Source organism: Streptomyces sp. A 4/2 (assembly GCF_940670765.1).
Taxonomy (GTDB): domain Bacteria; phylum Actinomycetota; class Actinomycetes; order Streptomycetales; family Streptomycetaceae; genus Streptomyces.
Window position 1 is genome coordinate 215,418 of sequence record NZ_CALNVW010000017.1, and the last position, 25,809, is coordinate 241,226.

The following is a 25,809-nucleotide window of genomic DNA, read 5'->3' on the forward strand; positions in this document are numbered from 1 at the left end:
CGGGTGCCGATCACCGTGCTCCTTGTCGACGACGAACCTCTCGTACGCGCCGGACTGCGCGCGGTCCTGGAGGCCCAGCCAGACATCGAAGTGGTCGGCGAGGCAGCGGACGGCGCAGCCGTGGTGCCGCTGGTGCGGCAGCTGCGGCCCGATGTGGTGGCGATGGACGTGCGGATGCCTTTGCTGGACGGCATCGCGGCCACCCGGGCGGTGCTGCGGTCCGCACAACCGCCACCGAAGATCCTCGTCGTGACGACCTTCGAGAACGACGAGTACGTCTACGAGGCGCTGCGCGCGGGCGCCGATGGTTTTCTGCTCAAGCGGGCCCGTCCGGCCGAGATCGTCCACGCGGTGCGGTTGATCTCCGAGGGCGAATCCTTGTTGTTCCCGGCCGCGGTCCGTTCGCTCGCCGCGGAGTACGGCAACAGCGCGGCCCGCGAAGTCCTGGACCGGGCCGCGCTGACGGAACGGGAGGCCGCGGTGCTGCGGCTGATGGCCCGCGGTCTGTCGAACGCGGAGATCGCCGCCCAGCTCGTGATCGGGGCCGAGACCGTGAAGTCCCACGTCAGCGCCGTGCTGGCCAAGTTGGGAGCCAGGGACCGCACCCAGGCGGTCATCGCCGCGTACGAATCCGGATTCGTCGCTCCCGCCTGATCCGGGGGCCGGCCCGGGGCCCGCGACCGGCTCCACTCGCCGCCCGCCCGGTCACCCGGTACCATCCGGCAGACACAAGCACGAGCTGAGCTGGGAGGACACACGTTGGGGCAGCTGACCGGCGGGGATCCCTCGTTGCTGCGGCGGATCAACTCGTCCGTGGTGCTCCACGCACTACGTGGCGCGGTGTTCCCGACCTTGACCGATCTCACCCGCATCACCGGGCTGTCCAGGCCGACGGTCGAGGGCGTGATCGAAGGTCTCATAGTGGCCGGACTGGTCGTCGAGGACGCACCCGAGGAGGGTGAGACCCGTCGGCAGGGGCGCCCCGCCCGACGGTTCCGGTTCCGTGCCGAGGCCGGCCACCTGCTCGGCATCGAGATCGGGCCGCACCGGGTAGCCGCACTGCTCTCCGGCCTCGACGGCCGGATCCTCGGCGCGGGTTCCCGTGAGGTGTCGGAGACAGCATCCGCCGACGAACGGCTGGAGCGGGTCCGCGCCACGGTCGCCGATGTGCTGCGCCGGACCGGAGTGGCACGCAGCAGTCTGCGCGCGGTCGGCGTCGGCAGCCCCGGCATCGTGGAGGCCGACGGCACCGTACGGCTGGGCACCGCGCTTCCCGAGTGGACGGGACTCGCGCTCGGCGAGCGGCTCCGACGCTCGTTCCGTTGCCCGGTGCTTGTCGAGAACGACGCCAACGCCGCTGCGGTCGCCGAGCACTGGAAGGGCGTGGCGACCGAATCCGACGACATCGTCTTCGTGCTCGCCGGGCTCAGCCCCGGTGCGGGATCGCTGATCGGCGGACGGCTGCACCGCGGCTTCGGCGGTGCAGCCGGTGAGATCGGCGCACTGCATCTGCTGGGCCGCGATGTCACACCGGAGAAACTGCTCTCCACCACGGACGAGCCGCTGCATCCGCTGGACGAGCTCGCTGTGGCCGAGGTCTTCGCCCATGCCAAGGAGGGCGACGCACGGGCCCGGGCCGCCGTCGAGCGGTTCATCCAGCGGTTGGTGCACGATGTGGCAGCGCTGGTTCTGGCGCTCGATCCGGAACTGGTCGTGATCGGGGGCTGGGCTGCCGGGCTCGACGGCGTACTGGAGCCGCTGCGCGGCGAGTTGGCGCGCTACTGCCTGCGCCCGCCACAGGTCGCGCTCTCCCTGCTCGGCGAGGCCGCGGTGGCGACAGGTGCGCTGCGGCTCGCGCTCGACCACGTGGAGGAGCAACTGTTCGCGGTGGAGAGCACGGTGACGGCCCGCCGCTGAAGTCGGTGGCGGGCCGCGCGTGAGCGCGTATCAGGGGTCAGCAGGCCTTTTCCGGCAGCTGGTCGCTGATCTCCAGGTCGCCCGAATCACCGAAGGTCAGCCGGCAGGTGTCCGCCCGGTAGGTGGCCACCGATACCGCGAGGGTCCTGCCCCCGGCGAGGTATCGGGTGGTCACGACGAGCACGGGTGCCCCCGGCAACCGGTCGAGCTCTTTCGCGTCCTCGGCACGGGCCGAGCCGAGTTCGACCGCGCGGTCCTGCCCCTCCAGGCTGAGGTGCTGGAGCTCGCGCAGCACCCCACGGGCACGCGCAGGGCCCGACGGCACGTCGATGGCCGACAGTCCGGGCACGGACGCGGTCGGGACGTAGAGCAGTTCCGTGGCGACGGACTGGCCGTGTGTCACCCGGATCCTGCGTACCGTGTGGACCTCGTCGTCGCTCTCCACGTCGAGCATCCGGGCCACCGCGGCCGGTGGCACAGTGCCCCCGCACCCGACGGGTTCCCAGGCGTCGTCGGACGCTCCGGGCCAGGTCTGCTGCGAGGTCGACACGTCGACGCCCACGCGCGGCGGGGCGACCGTGGTGCCCACTCCGCGGCGGCGCTGCAGTCGGCCTTCCAGCTCCAGCTGTTCCAGCGCCTGGCGCAGCGTGGCTCGGGCGACCCCGAAACGGGCAGCCAGTTCACGCTCGTTCGGAAGGATCTCCCCCACGGCGAAATCCGAGTCCAGTGCGTCACTGAGAACGGTCTTGAGATGCCAGTACTTCGGCTCCGGCACCGACTCCAGCTGCGTGGTCCCCACCCTGATCCTCCGCAATCGCCGTAACCCGGCGGCTTTTCTGTGCCCTTATTTATTAAAGGTTCCTGCACTATCCCTGCGAGAGTAGGACGGCGCCTCTCCTTGGTCAAGACCAATCCTCGCCCCGTTACGGAGCGAAGCCGGGTCCTGCCGCAGAGCGTTCACGGGATGTTCTCGATGGGGTCCCGCACAGCACGGAGCCCCGCGGCCGGATCGGCTCGCGGGGCTCGGCTCGCGGGGCTCTGCTTGCGCGGCTCTGCGCGCGGGGTCAGGGGTTCTCTTGAAGGCGGAACCGTCCTGGAACAAGGGGTTACTTCTCGGCAAGCAGGGCGAGTTTGTCCGGGTTGCGCACGATGTATATCTTTGCGATGCGGCCGTCAGCGACCTCCACCTGGAACACCGAGTCCACCTTGCCCTCGATGTACACCACGAGCGCAGGAGCGCTGTTGAGCTCCCTGAAGCGCAACTCGGCGCCCGCGAGCCCCTTGGCGGCGGTGCCGAGGATGAATCGACCCACCTTGTCCGCGGTTTCGATGACCCGCAGCGGCGCCTTGGACTTGCCTCCGCTGTCGCCCACCAGCCGCACATCGGGGGCGAGGAGCGAGAGCAACTGCTCCAGGTCCCCGCCCGCCGCCGCGGCCAGGAACCGTTCCGTCAGGTCACGCCGTTCGACCGGATCGACGTCGTAGCGCGGCTTCCGTTCCTCCACGTGACGCCTGGCCCGACCGGCGAGCTGACGTACGGCGGCCTCACCGCGGTCGAGTACGGCCGCGATCTCCCCGTACGGAAACCCGAAGGCCTCCCGCAGCACGAACACCGCACGCTCCAGCGGCGAGAGCGATTCGAGCACCACAAGGACGGCGAACGAGACGGACTCCGCCAGAACCGCCCGTTCGGCCGTATCCGTCACCATGTCGCCGTACTCGGTGGCGAGCGGCTCGGGCAGCCAAGGCCCTACGTACGCCTCGCGGCGCGACTTCACGTGCCGGAGCCGGTCGATGGCCAGCCGGGTAGTGATCGTCACGAGAAACGCACGCGGTTCGCGTACCTCCTCGCGGTCCTCCGCAGACCAGCGCAGCCATGCCTCCTGCACGATGTCCTCGGCATCGGCCACCCGGCCGAGCATGCGGTACGCCACTCCGGTCAGTACGGAGCGGTGCTGTTCGAAGAGTTCCGTCACGGTGTCGGTCGCCACTCCCCCATCCCAGCCGACCGATCGGAGGCTGTCCAGGAGGTACCCGTCCGACGCCGCCCTCTTGAAGTGCAAGCTACCGGAGGGTAATTGTTACTGACGCAGTGTCTAAGATTCTCCTCCCTGTCATCGGGGAGCCCCCGACCAGAGGGAGCAGAGCATGACCGCCCAGGTCACCTTTACGGTCGACACCCCCGCGGGTCACCGCCCCGTATCGATCGCGTACGAGCGCACAGGGGGCGGCGATCCACTCCTGCTGCTGCACGGCATCGGCCACCACCGGCAGGCCTGGGACCCCGTGCGGCACATTCTGGCCGCCGAGCGCGAGGTGATCGCCGTGGACCTGCCCGGTTTCGGCGCTTCGCCCGCGCTGCCCGACGGCGTGCCGTACGACCTCGCCTCCGTGGTGCCCGTGCTCCGGGCCATGTGCGGGGCGCTCGGGATCGAGCGGCCGCATGTCGCCGGGAACTCCCTCGGCGGGCTGCTCGCGCTGGAGCTCGGGAACCGGAATCTCGTCCGGTCGGTCACCGCGCTGTCGCCTGCCGGGTTCTGGACGCAGGGCGAGCGGCGCTACGCCTTCTCGACGCTGACCGCGATGCGGCACGGGGCGAGGATCCTGCCGCTCCCCGTCATCGAACGGCTCTCCCGCTCGGCGGCCGGGCGGGCGGCCCTCACCGGCACCATCTACGCACGGCCCGGCCGCCGTTCACCGGAGGCCGTCGTGGCGGAGACCCTGGCACTGCGCACCGCGACGGGGTTCGCCGAAACCCTCGCGGCCGGACGGGACGTCCTGTTCACCTCCGAGGTGAACAAGGTGCCCGTCACGGTTGCCTGGGGCACCAGGGACCGGCTGCTGCTGCGCCGCCAGGGGATCCGCGCCAGGCACACCATGCCCGCCGCCCGGCTGGTGCGACTGCCCGGCTGCGGCCACGTTCCGATGAATGACGATCCCGCACTGGTGGCCCGCGTCATCCTGGACACCAGCCGCTGAGCCCACCCCGACATCCGGCCACGCGTTCGGCCGCGTTCCACACGTCACCCCGCTCCGGTCGCCGCCGTCCGGCCGGGGAACCGTCCACCCTCGCGACGGCGTCGTACGGCTGGTACTCGGATGCGCATCCGAGTACCGCCAGAGATCGAGCACGGTGTCCGGCTGCCGGCAGGAACCAATTGATGCCGGGATCGGTTCACTTGGGGTGAGGGGGTACGTTCAATGGCAGTTTCATCACCATGGCGCATGGAATCTCGCGCGCTGCGCCGCGCCTGGCGGAAAATGGGCCTTAACCAACCAAAACCACACTTAACCCATCAGTCACAGAGTGTTCGTGATCGCGCAACACCGCTGAGTCACAGTGACGCCATGACTGATACGACTTCCGCGAAGAGTGTCCGCCATCCGCACCGCTGGCGCCGGGATCTCATCGAACTGGCTGCCCTGTTCACCGCTGTCGCCCTGGCCGACGTCGTCGCCGATCTGGTCGCGCACGGACCCGACGGCCCCTTTCTGCTCGTCGCCGCCGCCGTGGCCCTCTCCGGTACGGCCGCCTTCCACCTCTGGTGGGCGCAGCGGCACAGCCACGCCCCGCCGCCCGCCGCCGCAGCTGATACGCCGCGCGAGGACGAGATGGTCCGGCCGGAGACCGCCCTGTGGCGCATGCGCACGACCGTGCGGGACGAGCCGGGTAGCCTCGCTGCCCTGTGCACCGCGCTGGCCCGTCACCGGGTGGACATCCTGACGCTCCAGACCCACCCTCTCGCCGACGGCACGGTCGACGAGTTCCTGTTGCGCGCGCCGGTCACGTTCCAGGCCCAGCATTTGGGCCACGAGATCGCCTCGGCGGGCGGGAACCACACATGGATCGAGCGCGCGGACGCCCACGACCTCGTCGACACCCCGACCCGGGTTCTCGGACTCGCCACCCGTACCGCGCTCGACACCGCCGAACTTCCCCTGGCCCTGAGGAAGTTGCTGGGCCGCTGCACGATCCGGTCGCTGCCCGCCCCGGCCGACGGCACACCAGCCGACGATCCGACCCCCATGGACGGCGCGCTCCAGGAGACCGTGATGCGGCTGCGCGACCCGTCAGGCGGAGCCATCATCGTCGAGCGGCAGTATCTCCCGTTCACCCCCACGGAGTTCGCGCGGGCTCGCGCACTCATCGAGCTCGACGCCCGGCTCGGCTCACGGATGCCCCACAGCCGGGACGTGTTCACACTGCCCGAGGGCAATGAGATCACCGTGCGCAGGGCCGGTCCTGACGACGTGCAGGCGGCCCGCGCGATGCACGACCGGTGCACCGAGCGGACCCTCGGTCTGCGCTACCACGGCCCGGTGGGCGACGCCGACCGCTACCTCGACCACCTGCTGAGCCCCCGCTTCGGCCGCACCCTCGCCGTGCAGACCGCTTCGGGGCGCATCGTCGCCCTGGGCCACCTTCTCCGGGACGGCGACGAGACCGAGGTCGCCCTGCTCGTCGAGGACGACTGGCAGCGCCGGGGCATCGGCTCCGAACTGCTCGGCCGGCTGATGGCGATGGCGGACGAAACGGGCTGCGAAAGCGTGTACGCCGTCACGCAGGCCGCCAATACCGGGATGGTGGCGGCCATGCGCGGTCTCGGGCTGCCGATCGACTACCAGATCGACGACGGCACGCTGGTGATCACCGCACGGCTTGCGGCGACACCCGACCGCTCGCGTCTTCCGCATGAACTCCCTTACGGGCAGAGCGAACAGAGTGGTTGCTGAGCGCACCGTCCAGGTCCCGCCACAGGTCGTCGACGTCCTCAAGACCGACGGACAGCCGCAACAGCTGTTCGCTCACACCCACGGAACGCCTGTCCTCCTCGGCCACGATGCGGTGGCTGATGGAGGCCGGGTGCTGAATGAGACTGTCGACGCTCCCGAGGCTGACAGCTGGGGTGATCAGCCGTACACCGGCGATCACTTGGTGCGGATCTCCGTGCACCTCGAAGGCGACCATCGCGCCGCCCAGCTTCGGGTAGTGCACGCGTGCCACCCGCGGATCGGCCGCCAGCCGGCCGGCCAGGTCCGCCGCGCCGGCCGCCGCTGCCTTCATCCGGACCGACAGCGTCGAGAGTCCGCGCAGCAGCAGATACCCGGCCAGCGGATGCAGTACGCCGCCCGTCGCGAACCGGATCCTGCGCAGCGTCCGCGCGAACTCCTCGTCGCAGGCCACCACTCCGGCCAGCACGTCACCGTGGCCGCCGAGATACTTCGTGGCACTGTGCAGGACGATCCGCGCGCCGTGTTCCGCCGGCCGCTGCAGCACAGGCGTGGCGAACGTACTGTCGACGAGTAGCGGCACCGATCCGCAGGAGTGGGCGAGCGCCCGGATGTCGATCTCCGCGAGCGTCGGATTGGCCGGTGTCTCGACCATCACCAGACCGGTTCCGGGCCCTATCGCGTCGGCGACACCTGCCGGGTCCGTCCAGGTCACCTCGGTGCCGAGCAGTCCCGCGGTGAGGAGGTGGTCGCTGCATCCGTACAACGGGCGGACGGCCACCACATGACGCAGCCCCTGGCTCGCCCGTGCGAGCAGGACCGCGGTGAGCGCGGCCATGCCGCTGGCGAACGCCACGGCGCTCCCGGTGCCTTCCAGCCGGGCGAGTGCCGTCTCGAACCGGGCCGTGGTCGGGTTGTCGAGCCGGGCGTAGACCGGCGGGCCGTCCGGGCGGGCGCCGGTGACGGCGAACTCGTCGATGCGCGCCGCCTCGCGCCTGCTGTCGTAGGAGGGGTAGGTGGTCGAGAGATCGATGGGTACCGCGTGCAGACCGAGGCCGGCGAGGTCTTCGCGTCCGGCGTGCACGGCTTCGGTGGCGAGGGCCCTGGGTGTGGCCGAGGCATCGGATTCCATGGCTGGACTCTGAACACCCGTAAGGGGATGCGGGAAAGATCCCGTGTTACGTTCGCCGGATGGCCGAATCTGTCGTACTCGACCCGGTGGATCTGCATCTGCTCAGCCTGCTGCAGAACGATGCCCGGACGACCTACCGCGAACTGGCGGCCGAGGTCGGCGTGGCCGCGTCGACCTGTCTCGACCGGGTGGCGCGGCTGCGCCGCTCCGGGGTGATACTCGGCCAGCAGCTCAGACTCGACCCGGCAAAGCTCGGCCGGGGGCTGCAAGCACTGCTCTCGGTCCAGGTACGGCCGCACCGGCGGGAACTGGTGGGGCCGTTCGTGGAGCGCATCCGGGTCCTGCCCGAGTCACTGGCCCTCTTCCATCTGGCGGGTCCCGACGACTACCTCGTGCACGTAGCGGTGGCGGACACCGCCGACCTGCAACGTCTGGTGCTGGACGAATTCACCGCGCGCCGCGAAGTCGCCCGGGTCGAGACCCGGCTGATCTTCCAGCAGTGGGACTGCGGCCCGCTGTTGCCACCTGCGCGAGGAACCGGGGCATAGGCCGCTGTGGTTCGGGAGGCCGGGAACTCGTGGTCCCGGTGGGAGCAGTCCGGTGTCGAAGAGTGTTGGCGCCGATCTCTCCGACGTACCAGGATGTCCCCATGTCACAGACTTCCGACCGCCCACTGCCCCGCCAGGTCGCCGACGCCTATGTCGACGACCTGATCGCACTCGACCCGATCACCGGCACCTATCTCGGCGTGAGCGAGAGCTCCAGCCGCCTCCCGGACTTCTCCCCGGCCGGACAGGCCGCCCTCGCCGGGCTCGCCCGGACGACACTGGCCGCACTCGACGAGGCGGAGCGCAGGCCGGGAGGCGACAGCGACGCCGAACGGCGCTGCGGAAGGCTGCTGCGCGAGCGGCTCAACGCCGAACTCGCCGTGCACGAAGCCGATGAGGCGCTGCGCGTCGTCAGTAACATCCAGTCCCCGGCGCATTCCGTGCGCGAGGTGTTCACCGTGACACCGACCGAGACGGACGCGGACTGGGCCGCCGTCGTGAAGCGGCTGGACGGCGTCCCCGCCGCGCTCGGCGGCTACCGGGAATCTCTGGCGCTGGGCCTTGAGCGGGGGCTGCTCGGCGGTCCGCGCCCCACCGAGACCTTCGTCGGCCAGCTCGCGGAGTGGGCGGGCGACGGCTCCGCCGGCAGCGGTTGGTTCGAGGTGTTCGCGGCTGCCGGCCCGCAGGCGCTGCGCGAGGAACTGGACACCGCTGCGGGCGCGGCGACCGCTGCCGTGGCGGAGCTGCGGGACTGGATGCGCGATGTGTACGCGCCCGCCGTCGAGGACGCACCGGACACCGTGGGCCGTGAGCGGTACGCCCGCTGGTCGCGCTACTACAACGGCACCGACCTCGATCTCGACGAGGCGTACGCGTACGGCTGGTCCGAATACCATCGGCTGCTCGCCGAGATGAAGACCGAGGCCGAGAAGATCCTGCCCGGCGCCGGGCCGTGGGAGGCACTCGCCCATCTCGATGAGCACGGCACGCACATCGAGGGCGTGGACGAAGTGCAGAAGTGGCTCCAGGGGCTGATGACGGAAGCCATGGACGCGCTGGACGGCACCCACTTCGAACTCGCCGACCGGGTGAAGCGGGTGGAATCCCGCATCGCCCCGCCCGGCGGCGCCGCAGCCCCGTACTACACGTCGCCCTCGGAGGACTTCTCCCGCCCGGGGCGCACCTGGCTGCCCACCATGGGCGAGACCCGCTTCCCGGTGTACGACCTGGTCTCGACCTGGTACCACGAGGGCGTGCCCGGTCATCACCTCCAGCTGGCGCAGTGGGTGCATGTCGCGGACCAGCTCTCCCGCTATCAGGCGAGCGTCGGCTTGGTCAGCGCCAACGCCGAGGGCTGGGCGCTCTATGCCGAACGCCTCATGGACGAGCTGGGATTCCTGCCGGACGCGGAGCGCAGGCTCGGGTACCTGGACGCGCAGATGATGCGTGCCTGTCGGGTGATCGTGGACATCGGCATGCACCTGGAGCTGGAAATTCCGGCGGACTCGCCCTTCCACCCGGGCGAGCGGTGGACACCGGAGCTGGCCCAGGAGTTCTTCGGCAACCACAGCGGGCGACCGGCGGACTTCGTGGAGAGCGAGCTCGTCCGCTATCTGTCGATGCCCGGCCAGGCCATCGGGTACAAGCTGGGCGAGCGTGCGTGGCTGCTCGGCCGGGAGAACGCCCGTAAGGCGCACGGCGATTCCTTCGATGCGAAGGCCTGGCACATGGCGGCGCTGTCGCAGGGGTCGCTGGGCCTCGACGACCTGGTCGACGAACTCTCGAAGCTGTAGCCGCTCAGCTGCGGACAGCGGCCGGGCTCACGCGAGTGGCGTGGGCCCGGCTGCCGGGACGCTGCGGACTCTCCCGGCGACACCGAAGGGGCGGTGGTCACGCACCGGCCGTCTTCCCTGGTGGGTCTGCGTGTCGAGGAAGACCGGGATCAGCGTTCGCCCGCCGGGTGCCGCTGGGCGAACTCGTCGGCGAGCATGCTCATCACCACGACGTCGTGGTGCCGACCGTCGAGGAACGCGTGATCGCGGAGGCGCCCGTCCTCTACGAGACCGAGTCGGCGCTGGAGCTCCAACGACGCCTCGTTGCACGCGAAGACGTGTGCTTCGCACTTGTGAAAGCGCTGCTCGGCGAACATGAAGCGCATCAGCAGCCGGGCGGCTTCCGCCGCGTACCCCTTACGTCGGTGGTCCGCGCCGATCGTGACGCCGTACTCGAACCGGCCCGCACGGCGGTCGGCGTGGTGGGAGCCGATGACACCGACGACGGCCCCGGTGTCGACGGCTTCGATCACCAGCTGGAAGCAGTCGTCGCCGGGCTTGGCGGCGGCCTGTTCCTTGGCCCGGACACGGTAGTTCTCCGCGGACCGGGGAGGGTGCAGTACGTCACCCAGCCGCTCCTCGTCCTCGGCGAAGCGCATGAACGCGGTCCAGTCGTCGGGTTCGATGCCGCGCAGGCGTACCCGCTTGCCTTTCCAGAACGATGTCATCCCGCTATCCGACCAAGCCCGGGTATCCGTGTCCAGGAAAACCGGTGAGCGGGAGAAATGAAGCCGCTCCTGCCTGGCGGTGGCTCGGCCGGGCTGTCTTCGGGCGGCCGGCTCCTCAGCCGTCGGCTCCTGCCGTGCGGTGCCGAACCGCCGACCCGTGGCGCTCCTTGACGATCTCCAGCTGGGTCGGGATCCGCCGGCGCAGATCGGCGACATGGCTCACGATGCCGACGCTGCGGTCCCGTTCGCGCAGCGAGTCCAGCACATCGAGGACCTCGTCCAGCGTCTGGTCGTCCAGGCTTCCGAAGCCCTCGTCGATGAAGAGCGTGTCGAGCCGCATGCCCCCCGCTTCGTCGGTGACCACATCGGCGAGCCCCAGCGCCAGGGCCAGGGAGACGAAGAACGTCTCGCCGCCGGAGAGGGTCGCCGTGTCGCGCTCCCTCCCGGTCCAGGAATCGACCACGTGCAGGCCGAGTCCTGATCTGCCCCGCCCGCCGTCTCTGGCGTCGGAGTGCACCAGGGTGTAGCGGCCCGAGGACATGAGGTGCAACCGGGCCGTGGCGGCGGCGGCCACCTGCTCCAGACGGGCCGCCAGGACGTACGACTCCAGACGCATCTTGCGTTCGTTGTCAGCGGCGGTGCCTGCGGTGAGGGTGGCGAGTCGCGCCACCCTCTCGTACTCCGACCGGAGCGGTCCGAGCCGGTCCCGTTCGACGGATGCCTGTTGCGAGAGGCGTACCAGCGCGGTGCGGCGCTCACCGGCCGCGTCGAGCGCCGAAGCCGCGTCCCGCAGCGCGTGTTCCGCTGTCGCCAACGCGGTCAGGGCGGCCTCCGGAGCAGCCGGTGGACGGGTGGCCGCGTCGGCCGCGTCCTGCTCGGCCAGCCGGTCGGCGACTGCGGCTTCCTCGGCCTGCCATGCGTCGAGCCGCTGCTGCAGTTCGCGGTGCTCCGCGTCGTCCGCCAACTCGGCCACCGCTGCCTGCGGGGTGTCGAACCCGGCGCGGAAAGCGGCCTCGGCGAGTCGGCCGTCGGCCTCCTTCAGCCGCTGGGCGGTGGCGTCGACAGCGCGCACCGCCTCGGCGGCCCGGTCCAGGAACAGCACCCGGCGCTCCAGCAGCGCGGCGTGTTCGGCGACACTGCCTGCCGCACCGCGCGCCAGCGCCAACTCCTTCTCCAGCAAGTCCTGTTCGGCCTCCAGGGCCTCTCGCCGGGACGTCCGGGCGGCGACTCTGCGTTCGGCCTGCTGCTGCGCCGTGATCCGTTCGCCGTGCTCGCGCTCGGCCCGGCTGCGAGCTTCCCGTGCGGCGTGGGTGTCTGCCGCGATCTGATGGGCCCTGGTGTGCTCGCGGCGCAACTCACCCACGAGCTCTTCGAGTTCGCCGACGGAGGCGCTGCCGGATCCGGCGCGCGCCTCGGCGATCGTCTCCCGGACGGTGCCGAGCGCGCGCTCGGCCGCGGCCCGGTCCTGATCGGCACGGGTGTGCGTCTCGTACGCTGCTTCCTCCGCGGCACGGTCCACATGCCCCGTACCGGCCCGTGCGGGCATCGGGTGTTCGGTGGCGCCGCATACCGCGCAGGACTCGCCGTCGCGCAGCCCGGCGGCCAGCTCGGCCGCGATGCCGCGCAGTCGGCGCTCACGGAGGTCGAGCCAGGTCTCGCGTGCGGCGTTCGCGTGCTCGCGGGCGGCGTCGAGCCGTCGGCCGGCCGCCGCCGATTCGTCCGTGAGCCGGTCGCGGGTGCGCGCGGCCTCCAGCCTCAGACGGGCCGGTTCGAGCTGTCCGGCCAGCTGCTCGGCACGGGTCGCCGCTTCCTGGGCCGCGTCGATCCGGTCCTGGCAGCGGCGGCTCACGGCCTCCCAGCCGGCCAGCCAGCCGGCTGATTCCTGGATCAGTTCGTCGTCGGCACGGGCCTGCCGGTCCAGCCCCGCACGCTCCGCGGTGATGTCGGCGCTGCGTCGCTCGGCCCGTCTGGCGGCCTCGAGGCCGCCCAGTTCCTGCCGGAGCTTGCGCTCGTGCGCGGAGAGCTGCTCGGCGCCCGCGCCCGCGAGTTCATCGGGGAGCCTCTGTGTGAAGGCCTCCCAGGCGCGGGCCGCGGCACGATGGTGCTCCGCGGCCCCGTCGCGCTGGGCCAGCGGGTCGGCGATCCGTTCGGCGCGCCGTGCCCGGTCCAGCCGGTCGCGCGCCGCTTCACGCTCGGTCCGGCATCCCGCCAGCGCCTCGGCGCGCCGACGGGTCTGCTCGAACCGCTCCTGGAGCCTGGCGAGTTCTCGTTCGGCTTCCAGGGCGAGCCGGGCAGCGGCTTGTCTGTTCTCCGCTGCCGACACGGCCGACCGTGCGATGTCCAGACGCTCCCGGGCTCCGCTGCGGGCGACCGCGGCCCACACCAGGACGGACTCCGCGAGGCCTGGTTCGCCGGGCCGGTCGCCGGGCGGCGGCCAGTCCCCTGCGGCGGGGCCCGCAGCCTCCGCCATCCGGTGGGCGAGGGTCAGCAGCCGTTCGTCACCGGCGAGCACCTGCGCCTCGGCCGCCCTGCGCAGGACGGCGAGCCGTTCCTCGACTGCCGCGAAACGGCGGGTGTCGAAGAGCCGGCCCAGCAGTTTGCCGCGCGCCTCCGCGTCGGCGCGCAGGAACCGGGCGAAGTCGCCCTGGGGCAGCAGGACCACCTGGCAGAACTGCTCCCGGCTCATGCCGACGAGTTGGGTGATCTCCTCGCCGATCTCCTGGTGGGACCGGCTCAGGGCCCGCCAGTCGCCGCTCCGCGGGTCGTACTCGCGCAGCCTGCTCTGGGCCTTCTCCATGACGAGCCCGGTGCCGCGTTTCTTGGGGCGCGGCTGCGCGGGCAGCCGGGTGATCTCCAACCGACGTCCGCCGATGGTCAGTTCGAGGGAGACCTCGGTCGGTTCGCCGACGGGCGCGTGATCGCTGCGCAGGCCGGCACCGGGGGTCTGTCTGGCACCGGGCACCGCGCCGTACAGCGCGTAGCAGACAGCGTCGAGGACGGAGGTCTTGCCCGCTCCGGTGGGCCCGTGGAGGAGGAAGATCCCGGCGGCGGAGAGCGCGTCGAAGTCCACCTCCTGCGTGGAGCCGAAGGGGCCGAAGGCGGTGATACGCAGGGAGTGCAGCCTCATCGCGCCACCTCGCTCACACCGTCGTCCACCCGCACGTCGTCGATGGCGCCCGACAGCACGCCCCGCTCCGCCTCGTCGGGCCCGGCCCCGCCCCGTACGTGCGCCACGAAGTCCTCCGCGATCTGCTGGTCGGTACGGCCTTCGAGGCGCCGCGCGTACGAGACGAGCGGGTCCTCCACGCCCCGGTCGGGGTCGAACAGCAAGCTGAGCGTGTGCGGGAAGCGCCCGGCCAGCCTGGTCATGGGCTCGTCCGGCCGCACCGGGTCGGTCAGGGTCGCCTCGACCCAGGAGTCCTCGTGCCGCTCCAGCGCCGGGTCCGCCAGCAGGTCCGCCAGCGTGCCCCGGATCCTGGCGATCCCCCTGGGGACGGGGCAGTCGATCCGCTCCGCGGTGATCTCCCCGGCGGGCCCCAGATCGACCAGCCACATCGTCTTGCGGTGCGCGACCTCGGAGAAGGAGTACGCGAGGGGGGAGCCCGAATAGCGGATCCGCTCGGAGAGCGTCTGGCTGCCGTGCAGATGGCCGAGCGCCACGTAGTCCACGCCGTCGAAGACTCCGGCCGGTACGGCGGCCACCCCGCCGACGGTGATGTCCCGCTCGCTGTCGCTGGGCTCGCCTCCGGCGACGAACGCATGGGCGAGGACCACGGAGCGGGTGCCGGACGCGCGCTGCGCGAGATCGGCCCGCACCCGGCCCATCGCGGCGGCGAGCACGGCCTCGTGCCCTGTCTTCGCCGCTTTCAACTCATCACGTACCAGGGCTGGTTCGAGGTACGGCAGCCCGTACAGCGCGACATCGCCGTGCGCGTCGGAGAGGATCACCGGGGTGGCACAGCCCGCCGGATCGGTCCGCAGATGTATCCCCGCCCGCCCGATGAGGCCCGCGCCGACCCCGAGCCTGCGTGCGGAGTCGTGGTTCCCCGAGATCATGACCGTCGGTACGCCCGCCTCGGCGAGCCGGTGCAGCGCCCGGTCGAACAGCTCGACGGCGGCGAGCGGCGGCACCGCCCGGTCGTAGACGTCCCCGGCCACCAGGACGGCGTCCACCCCGTGCTCACGCACCGTCGCCAGCAGGTGATCGAAGTACGCGGCCTGGGCGTCGAGGAGCCCGACCCGGTGGAAGGACCGGCCCAGGTGCCAGTCCGATGTGTGCAGCAGCCTCATGTTGCCCGAGGTTATCCGGGGGGTCTGACAGTGCATGCGGTCACTCCGTCCGTCCGGTCGGATCCGGCCGCGCTGCCTGACCACCCGGCGTGGACGGGTCCGCCCGCCGGATCCGCCGGCCCGTCGGACCACGGGCCCGTCACACGTCCCCGTACGCCTCGTCGCCGAGTTCCAGCTCCGCCGACCCCGCCGTGCTGTCCGCGAGCCAGGCCCGGAAGTTCTCGACGTCCGTGTCCGGCAGCGCGATCTCGATGGTCACCGCTTCCGCGTACCGCACCTCGCGCACCGCCCGGCCGGTCGCCCGCAGATCGTTCTCCAGCTTGCCCGCCCGCTGGTGGTCGACGGTGACGGTGACCAGCCGGAAGCGCTGCCGGACGAGGCTGCCCAGCTCGTCCAGGGCCTCGCCGACCGCTCCTCCGTACGCCCTGATCAGCCCGCCCGCTCCCAGCTTCACCCCGCCGTAGTAGCGGGTGACGACCGCGACCGCGTACCGGATCTCGCGTCGCATCAGCATCTGGAGCATCGGCACTCCCGCGGTGCCACCGGGCTCGCCGTCGTCGCTCGCCTTCTGGACGGACGCGTCGGCGCCGATGACGTACGCGAAGCAGTTGTGGGTGGCCGTGGGGTGTTCCTTGCGGATGCGAGCGACGAAGGCCTGCGCCTCCCCCTCGCTCGCGGCGGGCGCGAGCGCGCAGATGAAGCGCGATCGGTTGATCTCGGTCTCGTGCACGCCCTCACGGGCGACCGTCCGGTACTGCTCCTGCATCCGGCCAGCCTATGCGGCCCGGCGGGAACAGTCTCCGCGGGTGGGCCGTTGACCGGGTATGCACGCAGACCACGCAGACACGGAAACCATCCGCAGGATCCTGACCTCGGCGGGTGACACCTGGGCGGTGGTGGGCCTGTCGAACAACCAGCACCGGGCGGCGTACGGTGTGGCCGGGGTGCTCCAGCGCTTCGGCAAGCAGATCGTGCCCGTCCACCCCAAGGCGGAGACGGTCCACGGCGAGCCGGGGTACGCCTCGCTGCGGGACATCCCGTTCCCGGTCGATGTCGTCGATGTCTTCGTCAACAGCGAGCTGGCCGGGGAGGTGGCCGACCAGGCTGTTGCCATCGGGGCCAAGGCCGTCTGGTTCCAGCTCGGGGTGATCGACGAGAAGGCGTACGAGCGGTCCACCGCCGCGGGTCTCGACATGGTCATGGACCGTTGCCCGGCGATCGAGATACCGGCTCTGCCCTGATCCGGGCCCGCCCTGGTCCCGATGCGCCGTGCCCCTGCTCGGCTCGTTCCGCCCCCGCTTCCGGCCGTCCTCGCCGTCAGCCGCCCAGTCCGTCGAGGACGACCGCACCCGGCAGTCCGGCGAAGGCCTTGCCGGGCACGATCAGCTTGCCCCGGCGCCGGCCGCTGCCGATCAGGACCCATTCCCGGTCCACCACTGCGGAGTCCACGAGCAGGGGCCAGGCACCGGGAAGCCCGATCGGTGTGATCCCGCCGTACTCCATGCCGGTCTCGCCGGTGGCCGTCTCCACCGGTGCGAAGGACGCCTTGCGGGCGCCGAGTTGCTTGCGCACGGCGCCGTTGACGTCGAGGCGGGTGTGCGAGAGCACCAGACACGCGGCGAGCGAGACCTCGCCGCCGCGCTTGCCCGCGACCACGACGCAGTTCGCCGAGACGTCGAGGAGTTCGGGCCCGTAGTGCGCCACGAAGGCATCGGTGTCGGCGATCTCCGGATCGCTGTCCACATAGATCAGGTCCTGGGCGGGTACGTCCCCCTGCCAGTTCCGCACCGCGTCCGCGACGGGTGCGGTGAGCAGGTCCAGACAGTCCGGGGCGGGGTGGACGACGTCGAATGTTCCGATGGGAGCACGCATGCCTGTCACGCTACTGAACCGGCGCGGGTGATGTCGGGCGGCCCTTCAGGAAGTTGACCGCCGTCGAGCAGTCGGCCGATGGCCTCGGCGCGGTTCTCAGGACGTGTCGGGTTCGAGGTCGGCGAGGGCCAGCAACTGTTCCGGCGTCACACCTTCCGGGATCGGTACGGGTGCGGGTGTGCGCAGCGGAGGCTGCCAGCCCTTCTCCGCGTCCCAGCTCCGCACGATCCGCGCGGGCGCCCCGGCCACCACCGCGTGGTCGGGCACCTCGCCGCGTACGACCGCACCGGCGGCCACCACCACGTTGCGGCCGAGCCTGGCTCCGGGCAGGACGACCGCGCCCGTTCCGAGCCAGCAGCCCGGCCCGATCTCGACCGGCTCCATGCGCGGCCACTGCTTGCCGACGGGCTCGTGCGGATCGTCGTAACTGTGGTTCGTGGACGTGATGTAGACGTACGGGCCGCAGTAGGTGTCCGAGCCGATGGTGACCTTCGTATCGGCGATCACATGGCTGCCACGCCCCAGCACGACCCCGTTGCCGAGGGTCAGGATCGGATCGGGTCCGAGATCCAGATCGGGCATCATCCCGGCGGTGAGGGTGACCTGTTCACCGATGATGCAGTGGTCGCCGAGTTCGATCCAGGGCTCGCCGAAGACGGCGCCCTGCGGAAAGGCGAGCCGGGTCCCGGTGCCTATGCTCCTGAAGCGCAGCCGGCCCGGCCGCTCCGCCGTCACCGCGCCCGCCCGCTGGACCCAGTGCCATCCGGCGTGCAGCGCACGGGAGGTCAGCGATGAGAACGTGTTTCTGTTCCGGGCCACCCCCACACCGTACTCAGCCCGCCGAGCGCCGATCAGTGGGGTGGGCTGTGATCTTCCACCCAACGTCGCTTACGGTGCCGGTGGCGCGCGACCACACCGAGCACGGGAACCAGGAGACAGCCATGGCGGAGCAGGCCCTGATCAGCGGCGTCGGCGGCAAGGAGCCGGTCATCGACCCGGAGGCCTTCACGGCGCCGACCTCTGTCGTGCTCGGCGAGGTGACACTGGCCGCCGGATCGAGCGTCTGGTACCACACGGTGCTGCGCGCCGACGGCGGCCCGATCGTCCTGGGCGCCGGCAGCAACATCCAGGACAACGCCACGGTCCATGTCGACGTGGGGTTCCCCGTCACGGTCGGCGAGCGGGTGTCGGTCGGCCACAACGCCGTACTGCACGGCTGCACCGTCGAGGACGACGTACTCGTCGGCATGGGCGCCACGGTCCTCAACGGCGCGCACATCGGGGCGGGTTCACTGATCGCCGCCCAGGCGCTGGTTCCGCAGGGAATGCGGGTGCCGCCGGGTTCGCTGGTCGCCGGTGTACCGGCCAAGGTCCGGCGCGAGCTGACCGAGGAGGAGCGCGAGGGCATCAGGCTGAACGCGGCGGTGTACGTCGACCTGGCGAAGGCCCATCGCGAGGCGCACGCCGGCTGAGACGGTTCGTACGGAAGCAACGGCCCGAAGCGGGCACGCCGGGACCGGGGGGCGCACGAGCGGGCCGGTTGGCGGCGGCCGGTCACCTGACGCTAGCCTTGATGGTGCGTCCGCCACTGCGGCGGATGCACGGCGGTGGGGCCCGCCGGACCCGAACCGCGGCGCACGAGGCCGCCAACGGTCCCTACTTGCGATGGATCGCTCCCGCGTGCGGGAGCCCTGTGAGTAGGAGAGATATGTCCATGGGCGCACAGCAGCCCCCTACGGTGGACCAGCCCGACGAGCCGGCCCCCGGTCCCCTGCCTTCCCCACCGGCACGGCGGCACGAGATCACACGTGATACCTGGCCGGTACTGGCGGTGGTGTCCGTCGGCGGTGCGATCGGGGCGTCCGCCCGTTACGGGGCGGCCCTGATCTGGCCCACGGCCCCCGCCGGGTTCCCCTGGACCACCCTGGTGGTGAACGTCGTGGGGTGCGCGGTCATCGGCGTGTTCATGGTGGTGATCAGCGACGTCTGGGCGGCGCACCGGCTGGTGCGGCCGTTCTTCGGTACCGGGGTGCTCGGCGGATTCACCACGTTCTCCACCTACGCGGTGGACATCCGGCGGCTGCTGGAGGGCGGCCATGCCCGTACAGGTGTGGCGTATCTGGGACTGACGCTGCTCGCGGCTCTCGCGGCGGTGTGGAGCGCGGTGTGGCTGACCCGCCGCGCAATCGCGTGGAGGCAGTCATGACCGGGCTGACGGGCAGCGCCCTGCGGGCGACGATCTTCATCGGGGAATCCGACCTCTGGCACCACAAGCCGGTGTACTCGGAGATCGTGCACCGCGCGCACCGCGCGGGTCTGGGGGGCGCGAGCGTCTTCCGGGGCATCGAGGGATTCGGCGCCTCGTCGCTGATCCACACCCAGCGGCTGCTGTCGCTCAGCGAGGACCTGCCGGTGGCGATCGTGATCGTGGACACCGAGGAGAAGGTCCGGGCGTTCCTGCCACAGCTGGACGAGCTGGTCACCGAGGGCCTGGTGACCCTCGACGCCTGTGAGGTGGTCCGGTACACGGCCCGCGAGGTGGAGCAGTGAACTGGCTGCTGGTGGTGGTCGGGGCGATGGTCGGTGCCCCCCTGCGGTATCTGACCGACCGGACCGTGCAGACCAGGCACGACAGCGTCTTCCCCTGGGGCACTTTCCTCGTCAATGTCATGGGCTGCCTGGTGCTCGGCGTGATGACAGGTGCGGTGAGCGCGGGAGCCGCGTCCTCGTCGGTGCAACTGCTGGTCGGCACGGGGTTCTGCGGGGCGCTCTCCACGTACTCGACGTTCAGCTACGAGACGCTGCGGCTGGCTGAGGACGGGGCGAAGTTCTACGCCACGGCCAATGTCGTCGCCGGCGTGGTCACCGGGCTCGGTGCCGCCTACGCGGGGGTGGCCGCCGCCCACGCGCTCTGGGCGTGAGCCCGCTCAGTCGGCGGGCACGGACTCCGGTGTGTCCACAGCCGCCTCGGCCTTCGCGTGCGCCTTCTTCGCGCGGTTCCTGATGACGAGCATCGAACCGACCCCGATGAGTGCGGCGACCGCCAGCCCGGCGTAGGAGAAGTTCTTGAACCACGACTCGGCGACGACGCCCACGTAGTACACCGCCGCGGTGGTGCCGCCCGCCCACAGGATGCCGCCGAGCATGTTGGCGGTGAGGAACTTCCAGTACGGCATGTGCAGCACACCGGCGAGCGGCCCGGCGAAGATCCGCAGCAGCGCGATGAAGCGGCCGAAGAAGACCGCCCACATGCCCCACTTCTCGAACGACCGCTCCGCCATGCCGATGTTCGGCCCGCTGAAGTGTTTGGGGAATTTGAGGCCGAGCCAGGCGAGCAGCGGGCGTCCGCCCTTGCGTCCGATCGCGTAGCCGATCGAGTCACCGACGACCGCCCCCGCCGAGGCGCACGCGCCGAGCACCAACGGGTCGATATGGCCCTGCTGCGAGGACAGCAGGGCGGCGCTGACGAGAACGATCTCACCCGGTAGCGGAATCCCGAGGCTCTCCACCCCGATGACAACCGCCACCAGGAGATAGACGCTGACCGCCGGAACGGTGTCCAGCCACTCCTGGATATGCAACGCCGGCCCCTGCCCTTCGAAGTGCCCGTTTCCGACGGCCGCACTCCCCCGTGCCGCCTGTTGGAAAGCCTACCTGCTCACCGGCGGCGGCCGAGGGGAGCGGAAAGGCACCCCGGGGTACGGGGTGCCTTACGCGCTCTTCACACAGGTACGGGGCCCTTACGTTCAGGAGTTGGGCCGCAGCGTCCAGACGACCGTCATCTCGCCGGTCACCGCCTCGTCCGCCCGCTGCACCGTGATCCGCACCGGGAACTCGGGGCGCTCCCCCGCGTCCAGCTCGGCGACGACGTCCGCCACCGGCCGCCCCAGCGTCGCTGTCGCGGTCACCGCGCCCATGGCGAGCTTCTTGTAGTCGATCTCGGCCCGCACGGCGAGCGGCACGGCGCGGGTCAGCTGGTCGCCGAACGCGGCGATGACGATCGCACCGCTCGCGGACTCGGCGAGCGTGAACATCGCCCCCGCGTGCGGTCCGCCGACGTGGTTGTGGAAGTCGGGCTGGTCCGGCAGCCGGACGACTGCCCGCTCCGGCGTGGTCTCGACGAACTCCAGGTGGAGGGTCCTGGCCATGGGGACGGTGGCGGCGAGCATCTCACCGACGGACATCTGATCTGCGCTCATGAAATGCGATGTTACCCACGAGTAGGACAGCTTGGCCATCCCCGGGCGGGGGCGGCCGTAGCGAGGGGCCCGTGTCCCCTCTATGGTTACTCGCCATGTGGCCAGGACAGCAGCCGCCCGGGGGCGAGCAGAACCCGCAGGACCAGAACCCGAATCCCTATCAGCAGCCGGGATACCAGCAGCCGAACCCTTACCAGCAGCCCCAGCCGGGGGCTCCGCAGGGGTATCAGCAGCCCAATCCGTACCAGCAGCCGACGGTGCCGCAGTACGCGGTGGGCTCGCCGCCCGGCGCGCCCCGGCCGCCCGGGAACGACAAGAAGAAGACGACGGTCGTCGCGATCGTCGCCGCGACGGCTGTCGTCGCCGCCGCGGTGGTCACCGGGGTGGTCGTGCTCAAGGACGACGGCGACAAGAGCGACACGGCCCAGGCCGGAAAGACGTCTCCGTCCGCTTCGACCGGGGACCAGGGCAAGGACAGCTCGCCCACCGCCAACCCGCGCGCGGGCGGCGAGGTCAAGCCGCTCATCGCGGGGTGGAAGGTCGTCGTCAACCCGAAGTGGGGAACGGCCTTCGACGTCCCACCGGACTGGGAGGTCGCGACCTCCGGTACCTTCAGCGGTTTCGAGGACGCCAAGGGCAAGACCCTCATCGGCCACTCGGCGCCCGCGTTCTACAAGTCCAAGTGGTGCACGGACGACGCGGACAAGAACGGCTACACCGAGGACACCGGGCTCGGCGGCGCGGGCACCAAGGGTGCCGACGGCGCCAAGGACACCCAGCAGGTCGCCGAGAACCAGGTGCCCTGGTGGGTCTACGGCGCCTACACGCAGCCGAACAAGAAGCTGGTGAAGACCTCCAAGTCGAAGCCGTACACCACCAAGTCCGGGATCACGGGCAGTCTCGCCCGCGCCTGGGCGACCGGGGTGCCGAAGAAGTCCAAGTGCACCACCGACGGCCAGGCCATCACCTTCGGCTTCAAGAACTCGGCCGACGACTTCGTGGCGTTCTCCCTCTACAACAGCACGGGCGTCCCGGGCGCACTTCCCCAGGCGACGATCGACAAGATCCTCAGCACGGTCCGGCTGGCCGGCGAGCCCACCGGCTCCAACGCCAGTCCCAGCGCCGGTTCCAGTTCCTGACCCGGATCCCGCCGCAGAATCGGTTTGGCACGGAGGGGCGGCAGCAGCGATAGTCCCGGAGTGACGTCTCCTGCCGCCGCCTCCCGGCGAATCCGGCGCCCGGCATGGGCCGGACGCAACTACAGCCTGCTGACCGCGTCCGCGGTAGTGACGAGTCTGGGCAGCAACGGCGCCCTGATCGCCGCCGCGTTCGCGGTCCTGGAATCCGGCGGCGACAGCGGTGACGTGGGGCTGGTCGCCGCCGCGCGTACGCTGCCGCTCGTCCTCTTCCTGCTGATCGGCGGCGCGCTCGCCGACCGGCTGCCGCGGCACCGGGTGATGGTGGCGGCCAACGCCCTGAACTGTGTCTCCCAGGCGGCCTTCGCCGTACTCGTCCTGACCGGCCACCCGCAGCTCTGGCAGATGATGCTGCTCTCCGCGCTCTGCGGTACGGGGCAGGCGTTCTTCTCACCGGCCTCCGAGGGGATGCTGCTGTCCAGCGTCGACGGCGAGGAGGCCGGGCGGGCCTTCGCGCTGTACCGGATGGCGATGAACGGGTCCGGCATCGGCGGCGCCGCGCTCGGTGGAGCCCTGATCGCCGCCGTCGGCCCCGGCTGGGTGCTCGCCGTCGACGCTGCCGCCTTCGCGGTGGCCGGATCCCTGCGGGCCTTCCTGGACGTCAGCCACATACCGCCGCGCGAGCCGGGCGGCGGGATGCTCGCGGATCTCCGGGAGGGCTGGCAGGAGTTCATCGGACGTCCCTGGCTGTGGAGCATCGTCCTGCAGTTCGCCGTGGTCAACGCCGTCATCGGCGCGGCGGAGGCGGTCTACGGCCCGCTGGTCGCGCGGGACTCGCTGGGCGGGCCGGGCCCGTGGGGACTGGCCCTGGCCGCTTTCGGGGCGGGCACGGTCGGCGGTGCGCTGATCATGATCCGCTGGAAACCGCGCAGGCTGCTGCTCACCGGCACGCTCTGCGTCTTCTCGCTGGCTCTGCCCTCGGCGGCCCTCGCGGTGCCGGTGCCGTTCGGCGCGCTGGTGGGCGTGATGTTCTTCAGCGGCGTCCTGGTCGAGACGTTCGGCGTCTCCTGGATGACGGCGCTGCACCAGGAGATCCCTGAGGAGAAGTTCTCCCGGGTCTCGGCCTACGACTGGCTCGGCTCCCTCGCGATGCTGCCGCTGGCGACCGCGCTGGCGGGCCCCGCGGAGAACGCCTTCGGGCGGACGGCCTCGCTGTGGGGCTGCGCGGGGCTGGTTGTCCTGCTGACGGCCGCGGTGCTCTGTGTGCCCGACGTACGGAATCTGCGGCGCAGGCCCGCCACGGCGACCGCGGACCGGACCGTGGCCGCTCCTGCGGGGCCGGTGGAGGCGCTGGGGTCAGCCGATGCCGAAGGTCCCGCCGGGCGGCTCGGGTGAGGCGACCGCCACCGCGTCGGTGACGGGTTCCGCCCCGCCCATGAACCGGGTCAGCGCGGCACCGTGCTCGACCCGGGCGGGAAAGCTGTCCGACGCCGTACGACGGGCCAGTCCGGTGGTGTCGATCCCGGTGTGCGAGGCGACCAGAATCGCGTTGCCGAAGCGTCGGCCACGCAGCACGGACGGCTCCGCGACGAGCGCGACCTCCTCGAACACCGCCGAGAAGGTGGCCAGTTGGGCACGGAGGAAGGTGAAGGGGGCGCCGTCGGCGAGGTTCGCCGCGTAGACACCGCCGGTGCGCAGGACCCGCGCCGCCGACCGGGCGTACTCGACGGACGTGAGGTGTGCGGGGACCCGTGAGCCGCCGAACACGTCCGCGATCAGGACGTCCACGGAGGCCGTCGGCACGCTGTCGAGCCAGGCCCGCGCGTCCCCGGCGTGCACCGTGATCCCCGCCCCGGCGGGCAGCGGCAGTTGTTCGGCGACGAGCGCGAGCAGCCCGCGGTCCGCCTCCACCACCTGCTGCCGCGATCCGGGGCGCAGGGCCGCCACGTAACGGGGCAGGGTGAGCGCCCCGCCGCCGAGGTGGACGACGTCGAGCGGGTCGCCCTCGTCGGCGGCGCAGTCCACGACATGGCCCAGCCTGCGGGCGTACTCGAACTCCAGATACGTCGGATCGTCGAGGTCCACGTAGGACTGGGGCGCGCCGTCGACCGTGAGCAGCCAGGCCCTGGCCCGGTCGATGTCGGGCAGCAGCCTGGCGGTGCCCTGGTCCACGTCCCGGATCACCGGTATCGACTCGTTCACCGTCCCATTGTGCCGTCCCGGTACCGCCGGGCGGAGCCCGCCTCCCGGTGGTCCGGGAGGCGGGCTCCGGGCCCTCAGAGGACCGAGGTCACGGTCCCCGCGCCGACCGTGCGCCCGCCCTCGCGGATCGCGAAGCCGAGGCCGGTCTCCAGCGGTACGTCACGGCCCAGCTCGACGGTCATGGTGACCGTGTCACCGGGGCGGGCGACGGCCGTGTCCCCCAGGTCGACATCGCCGACCACGTCCGCGGTACGGATGTAGAACTGCGGCCGGTACCCGGTCGACACCGGGGTGGTACGGCCGCCCTCCCCCGCCGACAGCACGTACACCTGCGCGGTGAAGCGGCGGCGCGGGGTGACGCTGTCGGGCGCCGCCACCACGTGGCCGCGGCGCACCGCGTCCCGGGGCACACCGCGCAGCAGCAGCGCCACGTTGTCGCCCGCCTCGGCCTCCGTCATCGGCTTGCCGAACGTCTCCAGGCCGGTGACGACGGTGCCGCCCCCGTCCAGGTCGGCGCCCAGCACCTGTACCCGGTCGCCGACGCGTACCGTGCCGCGCTCGACGGCGCCGGTCACGACGGTGCCGCGACCGGTGATGGTCAGGACGTTCTCCACCGGGAGCAGGAACGGCGCGTCGGTGTACCGGACCGGCATCGGCACATAGGTGTCCACCGCGTCGAGGAGCGCCTCGATCGACGCCGTCCAGCGCGGGTCGCCGTCCAGCGCCTTGAGCCCCGACACCCGGACGACGGGGGCCGCGTCCCCGCCGTACCCGTGCGCGGAGAGCAGTTCCCGGACCTCCAGCTCGACCAGGTCGGTCAGCTCCTCGTCGCCCGCGTCCGCCTTGTTCAGCGCGACGACGATGTGGTCGACGCCGACCTGACGGGCGAGCAGGACGTGCTCGGCGGTCTGCGGCATGATCCCGTCGAGCGCGGAGACGACGAGGATCGCGCCGTCCAGCTGCGCCGCGCCGGTGACCATGTTCTTGACGTAGTCCGCGTGGCCCGGCATGTCCACGTGGGCGTAGTGACGGGTGTCCGTCTCGTACTCCACGTGCGCGATGTTGATGGTGATGCCGCGCTGCGCCTCCTCCGGGGCCCGGTCGATGCGGTCGAAGGAGACGAAGGAGGTACTGCTGCCCGCGCGGTCGCTGAGGACCTTGGTGATGGCGGCGGTCAGGGTCGTCTTTCCGTGGTCGACGTGGCCCATGGTGCCGATGTTGAGGTGGGGCTTGGTGCGCACGTATGCCGTCTTGGGCATGGCTTTCTTCCTCAGGATGTCGA

The 25,809-nt window shown here is 71.2% G+C and carries 26 protein-coding genes; 13 read left to right on the forward strand and 13 right to left on the reverse strand.

Annotated features, from left to right (window positions below; genetic code table 11):
* Nucleotides 1-3 precede the first annotated feature (3 nt).
* Both NBY69_RS11860 and NBY69_RS11865 read left to right on the forward strand, forming a co-directional pair.
* Nucleotides 4-654 carry a response regulator transcription factor gene (locus tag NBY69_RS11860; RefSeq protein ID WP_250300735.1) on the forward strand — a complete coding sequence of 217 codons (651 nt, stop codon included), beginning with the start codon at nt 4-6 and terminating at the stop codon, nt 652-654.
* A 105-nt stretch (nt 655-759) separates the two neighbouring features.
* Complete coding sequence (locus NBY69_RS11865; RefSeq protein ID WP_250300736.1) at nt 760-1,917, forward strand: ROK family protein; 1,158 nt, start codon at nt 760-762, stop codon at nt 1,915-1,917.
* Between the two features lie 37 nt (nt 1,918-1,954).
* Here the strand turns inward: NBY69_RS11865 and NBY69_RS11870 are convergent, their stop codons facing one another.
* Both NBY69_RS11870 and NBY69_RS11875 read right to left on the reverse strand, forming a co-directional pair.
* On the reverse strand, nt 1,955-2,716 hold the full coding sequence (locus NBY69_RS11870; protein ID WP_250300738.1) for a GntR family transcriptional regulator: 762 nt from the start codon (nt 2,714-2,716) through the stop codon (nt 1,955-1,957).
* Nucleotides 2,717-3,023: 307 nt separating this feature from the next.
* On the reverse strand, nt 3,024-3,908 hold the full coding sequence (locus tag NBY69_RS11875; RefSeq protein WP_250300870.1) for an RNA polymerase sigma-70 factor: 885 nt from the start codon (nt 3,906-3,908) through the stop codon (nt 3,024-3,026).
* Between the two features lie 157 nt (nt 3,909-4,065).
* On the opposite strand from NBY69_RS11875, the gene NBY69_RS11880 reads away from it, so the two are divergent.
* Nucleotides 4,066-4,896 carry an alpha/beta fold hydrolase gene (locus tag NBY69_RS11880; protein WP_250300740.1) on the forward strand — a complete coding sequence of 277 codons (831 nt, stop codon included), beginning with the start codon at nt 4,066-4,068 and terminating at the stop codon, nt 4,894-4,896.
* 369 nt (nt 4,897-5,265) lie between these two features.
* Nucleotides 5,266-6,651, forward strand: coding sequence for a GNAT family N-acetyltransferase (locus NBY69_RS11885; protein WP_250300741.1), 1,386 nt, complete (start codon nt 5,266-5,268; stop codon nt 6,649-6,651).
* On the opposite strand, the gene NBY69_RS11890 is transcribed toward NBY69_RS11885, so the two are convergent.
* Complete coding sequence (locus NBY69_RS11890; protein ID WP_250300742.1) at nt 6,566-7,780, reverse strand: PLP-dependent aspartate aminotransferase family protein; 1,215 nt, start codon at nt 7,778-7,780, stop codon at nt 6,566-6,568. The genes NBY69_RS11885 and NBY69_RS11890 overlap by 86 nt on opposite strands.
* A 59-nt stretch (nt 7,781-7,839) precedes the next feature.
* On the opposite strand from NBY69_RS11890, the gene NBY69_RS11895 reads away from it, so the two are divergent.
* Complete coding sequence (locus NBY69_RS11895; RefSeq protein WP_250300743.1) at nt 7,840-8,328, forward strand: Lrp/AsnC family transcriptional regulator; 489 nt, start codon at nt 7,840-7,842, stop codon at nt 8,326-8,328.
* A gap of 101 nt (nt 8,329-8,429) precedes the next feature.
* The gene (locus NBY69_RS11900; RefSeq protein ID WP_250300745.1) at nt 8,430-10,121 is read left to right on the forward strand and encodes a DUF885 domain-containing protein; all 1,692 of its coding nucleotides are present in this window, start codon (nt 8,430-8,432) and stop codon (nt 10,119-10,121) included.
* Between the two features lie 149 nt (nt 10,122-10,270).
* On the opposite strand, the gene NBY69_RS11905 is transcribed toward NBY69_RS11900, so the two are convergent.
* The 4 genes from NBY69_RS11905 to NBY69_RS11920 all read right to left on the reverse strand — a co-directional run bounded on the left by NBY69_RS11905 (nt 10,271) and on the right by NBY69_RS11920 (nt 15,884).
* Entirely contained in the window at nt 10,271-10,828 is a 558-nt protein-coding gene (locus NBY69_RS11905) for a GNAT family N-acetyltransferase (protein WP_250300747.1), read from the reverse strand.
* A gap of 115 nt (nt 10,829-10,943) precedes the next feature.
* Nucleotides 10,944-13,955 (reverse strand): AAA family ATPase, encoded by a 3,012-nt coding sequence (locus NBY69_RS11910; protein WP_250300748.1) that lies wholly within the window; start codon nt 13,953-13,955, stop codon nt 10,944-10,946.
* Complete coding sequence (locus NBY69_RS11915) at nt 13,952-15,118, reverse strand: exonuclease SbcCD subunit D (protein ID WP_250300749.1); 1,167 nt, start codon at nt 15,116-15,118, stop codon at nt 13,952-13,954. Before NBY69_RS11915 ends, NBY69_RS11910 begins: the two co-directional genes overlap by 4 nt.
* A 139-nt stretch (nt 15,119-15,257) precedes the next feature.
* A complete protein-coding gene (locus NBY69_RS11920) occupies nt 15,258-15,884 on the reverse strand; it encodes a YigZ family protein (protein ID WP_250300750.1) in 627 nt (208 codons plus the stop codon).
* A gap of 58 nt (nt 15,885-15,942) precedes the next feature.
* Here NBY69_RS11920 and NBY69_RS11925 point away from each other — a divergent pair, with 58 nt between their 5' ends.
* Complete coding sequence (locus NBY69_RS11925; protein ID WP_250300751.1) at nt 15,943-16,359, forward strand: CoA-binding protein; 417 nt, start codon at nt 15,943-15,945, stop codon at nt 16,357-16,359.
* Between the two features lie 76 nt (nt 16,360-16,435).
* Here NBY69_RS11925 and NBY69_RS11930 read toward each other — a convergent pair whose 3' ends face one another.
* Both NBY69_RS11930 and NBY69_RS11935 read right to left on the reverse strand, forming a co-directional pair.
* Nucleotides 16,436-16,990 (reverse strand): YbaK/EbsC family protein, encoded by a 555-nt coding sequence (locus NBY69_RS11930; RefSeq protein WP_250300752.1) that lies wholly within the window; start codon nt 16,988-16,990, stop codon nt 16,436-16,438.
* Between the two features lie 96 nt (nt 16,991-17,086).
* Complete coding sequence (locus NBY69_RS11935; protein WP_308409476.1) at nt 17,087-17,809, reverse strand: acyltransferase; 723 nt, start codon at nt 17,807-17,809, stop codon at nt 17,087-17,089.
* A gap of 122 nt (nt 17,810-17,931) precedes the next feature.
* Here NBY69_RS11935 and NBY69_RS11940 point away from each other — a divergent pair, with 122 nt between their 5' ends.
* From NBY69_RS11940 to crcB (NBY69_RS11955), 4 genes are all read left to right on the forward strand, one after another.
* The gene (locus NBY69_RS11940) at nt 17,932-18,462 is read left to right on the forward strand and encodes a gamma carbonic anhydrase family protein (RefSeq protein ID WP_250300756.1); all 531 of its coding nucleotides are present in this window, start codon (nt 17,932-17,934) and stop codon (nt 18,460-18,462) included.
* A gap of 242 nt (nt 18,463-18,704) precedes the next feature.
* Nucleotides 18,705-19,196, forward strand: a complete 492-nt coding sequence (gene crcB, locus NBY69_RS11945) for a fluoride efflux transporter CrcB (RefSeq protein ID WP_250300758.1) — start codon at nt 18,705-18,707, stop codon at nt 19,194-19,196.
* The gene (locus tag NBY69_RS11950) at nt 19,193-19,540 is read left to right on the forward strand and encodes a DUF190 domain-containing protein (RefSeq protein ID WP_250300759.1); all 348 of its coding nucleotides are present in this window, start codon (nt 19,193-19,195) and stop codon (nt 19,538-19,540) included. Before crcB (NBY69_RS11945) ends, NBY69_RS11950 begins: the two co-directional genes overlap by 4 nt.
* A complete protein-coding gene (gene crcB / locus NBY69_RS11955) occupies nt 19,537-19,911 on the forward strand; it encodes a fluoride efflux transporter CrcB (protein ID WP_250300760.1) in 375 nt (124 codons plus the stop codon). The genes NBY69_RS11950 and crcB (NBY69_RS11955) overlap by 4 nt, the downstream gene beginning before the upstream one ends.
* 6 nt (nt 19,912-19,917) lie before the next feature.
* Here crcB (NBY69_RS11955) and NBY69_RS11960 read toward each other — a convergent pair whose 3' ends face one another.
* Together NBY69_RS11960 and NBY69_RS11965 are read right to left on the reverse strand one after the other, a co-directional pair.
* Nucleotides 19,918-20,571, reverse strand: coding sequence for a DedA family protein (locus NBY69_RS11960; protein ID WP_250300762.1), 654 nt, complete (start codon nt 20,569-20,571; stop codon nt 19,918-19,920).
* A gap of 165 nt (nt 20,572-20,736) precedes the next feature.
* On the reverse strand, nt 20,737-21,174 hold the full coding sequence (locus tag NBY69_RS11965; protein ID WP_250300871.1) for a DUF4442 domain-containing protein: 438 nt from the start codon (nt 21,172-21,174) through the stop codon (nt 20,737-20,739).
* A gap of 110 nt (nt 21,175-21,284) precedes the next feature.
* On the opposite strand from NBY69_RS11965, the gene NBY69_RS11970 reads away from it, so the two are divergent.
* Together NBY69_RS11970 and NBY69_RS11975 are read left to right on the forward strand one after the other, a co-directional pair.
* Nucleotides 21,285-22,328: a hypothetical protein gene (locus NBY69_RS11970; RefSeq protein ID WP_250300764.1), complete on the forward strand. Its 1,044-nt coding sequence runs from the start codon at nt 21,285-21,287 to the stop codon at nt 22,326-22,328.
* Nucleotides 22,329-22,388: 60 nt separating this feature from the next.
* Nucleotides 22,389-23,720: an MFS transporter gene (locus NBY69_RS11975; RefSeq protein ID WP_250300765.1), complete on the forward strand. Its 1,332-nt coding sequence runs from the start codon at nt 22,389-22,391 to the stop codon at nt 23,718-23,720.
* On the opposite strand, the gene NBY69_RS11980 is transcribed toward NBY69_RS11975, so the two are convergent.
* On the reverse strand, nt 23,682-24,527 hold the full coding sequence (locus NBY69_RS11980; RefSeq protein WP_250300767.1) for a spermidine synthase: 846 nt from the start codon (nt 24,525-24,527) through the stop codon (nt 23,682-23,684). The two genes, NBY69_RS11975 and NBY69_RS11980, sit on opposite strands and share 39 nt — an antisense overlap.
* A gap of 74 nt (nt 24,528-24,601) precedes the next feature.
* Entirely contained in the window at nt 24,602-25,786 is a 1,185-nt protein-coding gene (tuf, locus tag NBY69_RS11985; protein ID WP_250300768.1) for an elongation factor Tu, read from the reverse strand.
* Nucleotides 25,787-25,809: the final 23 nt, after the last annotated feature.

Bases quoted from the DNA above. Each gene is read 5' to 3' on its own strand.
- NBY69_RS11880 (WP_250300740.1), top strand. From the start codon at position 4,066: ATGACCGCCCAGGTCACCTTTACGGTCGACACCCCCGCGGGTCACCGC.
- NBY69_RS11885 (WP_250300741.1), top strand. From the start codon at position 5,266: ATGACTGATACGACTTCCGCGAAGAGTGTCCGCCATCCGCACCGCTGG.
- NBY69_RS11890 (WP_250300742.1), bottom strand. From the start codon at position 7,780: ATGGAATCCGATGCCTCGGCCACACCCAGGGCCCTCGCCACCGAAGCC.
- NBY69_RS11895 (WP_250300743.1), top strand. From the start codon at position 7,840: ATGGCCGAATCTGTCGTACTCGACCCGGTGGATCTGCATCTGCTCAGC.
- NBY69_RS11900 (WP_250300745.1), top strand. From the start codon at position 8,430: ATGTCACAGACTTCCGACCGCCCACTGCCCCGCCAGGTCGCCGACGCC.
- NBY69_RS11905 (WP_250300747.1), bottom strand. From the start codon at position 10,828: ATGACATCGTTCTGGAAAGGCAAGCGGGTACGCCTGCGCGGCATCGAA.
- NBY69_RS11910 (WP_250300748.1), bottom strand. From the start codon at position 13,955: ATGAGGCTGCACTCCCTGCGTATCACCGCCTTCGGCCCCTTCGGCTCC.
- NBY69_RS11915 (WP_250300749.1), bottom strand. From the start codon at position 15,118: ATGAGGCTGCTGCACACATCGGACTGGCACCTGGGCCGGTCCTTCCAC.
- NBY69_RS11920 (WP_250300750.1), bottom strand. From the start codon at position 15,884: ATGCAGGAGCAGTACCGGACGGTCGCCCGTGAGGGCGTGCACGAGACC.
- NBY69_RS11925 (WP_250300751.1), top strand. From the start codon at position 15,943: ATGCACGCAGACCACGCAGACACGGAAACCATCCGCAGGATCCTGACC.
- NBY69_RS11930 (WP_250300752.1), bottom strand. From the start codon at position 16,990: ATGCGTGCTCCCATCGGAACATTCGACGTCGTCCACCCCGCCCCGGAC.
- NBY69_RS11940 (WP_250300756.1), top strand. From the start codon at position 17,932: ATGGCGGAGCAGGCCCTGATCAGCGGCGTCGGCGGCAAGGAGCCGGTC.
- crcB (WP_250300758.1), top strand. From the start codon at position 18,705: ATGGGCGCACAGCAGCCCCCTACGGTGGACCAGCCCGACGAGCCGGCC.
- NBY69_RS11950 (WP_250300759.1), top strand. From the start codon at position 19,193: ATGACCGGGCTGACGGGCAGCGCCCTGCGGGCGACGATCTTCATCGGG.
- NBY69_RS11965 (WP_250300871.1), bottom strand. From the start codon at position 21,174: ATGTCCGTCGGTGAGATGCTCGCCGCCACCGTCCCCATGGCCAGGACC.
- NBY69_RS11970 (WP_250300764.1), top strand. From the start codon at position 21,285: ATGTGGCCAGGACAGCAGCCGCCCGGGGGCGAGCAGAACCCGCAGGAC.
- tuf (WP_250300768.1), bottom strand. From the start codon at position 25,786: ATGCCCAAGACGGCATACGTGCGCACCAAGCCCCACCTCAACATCGGC.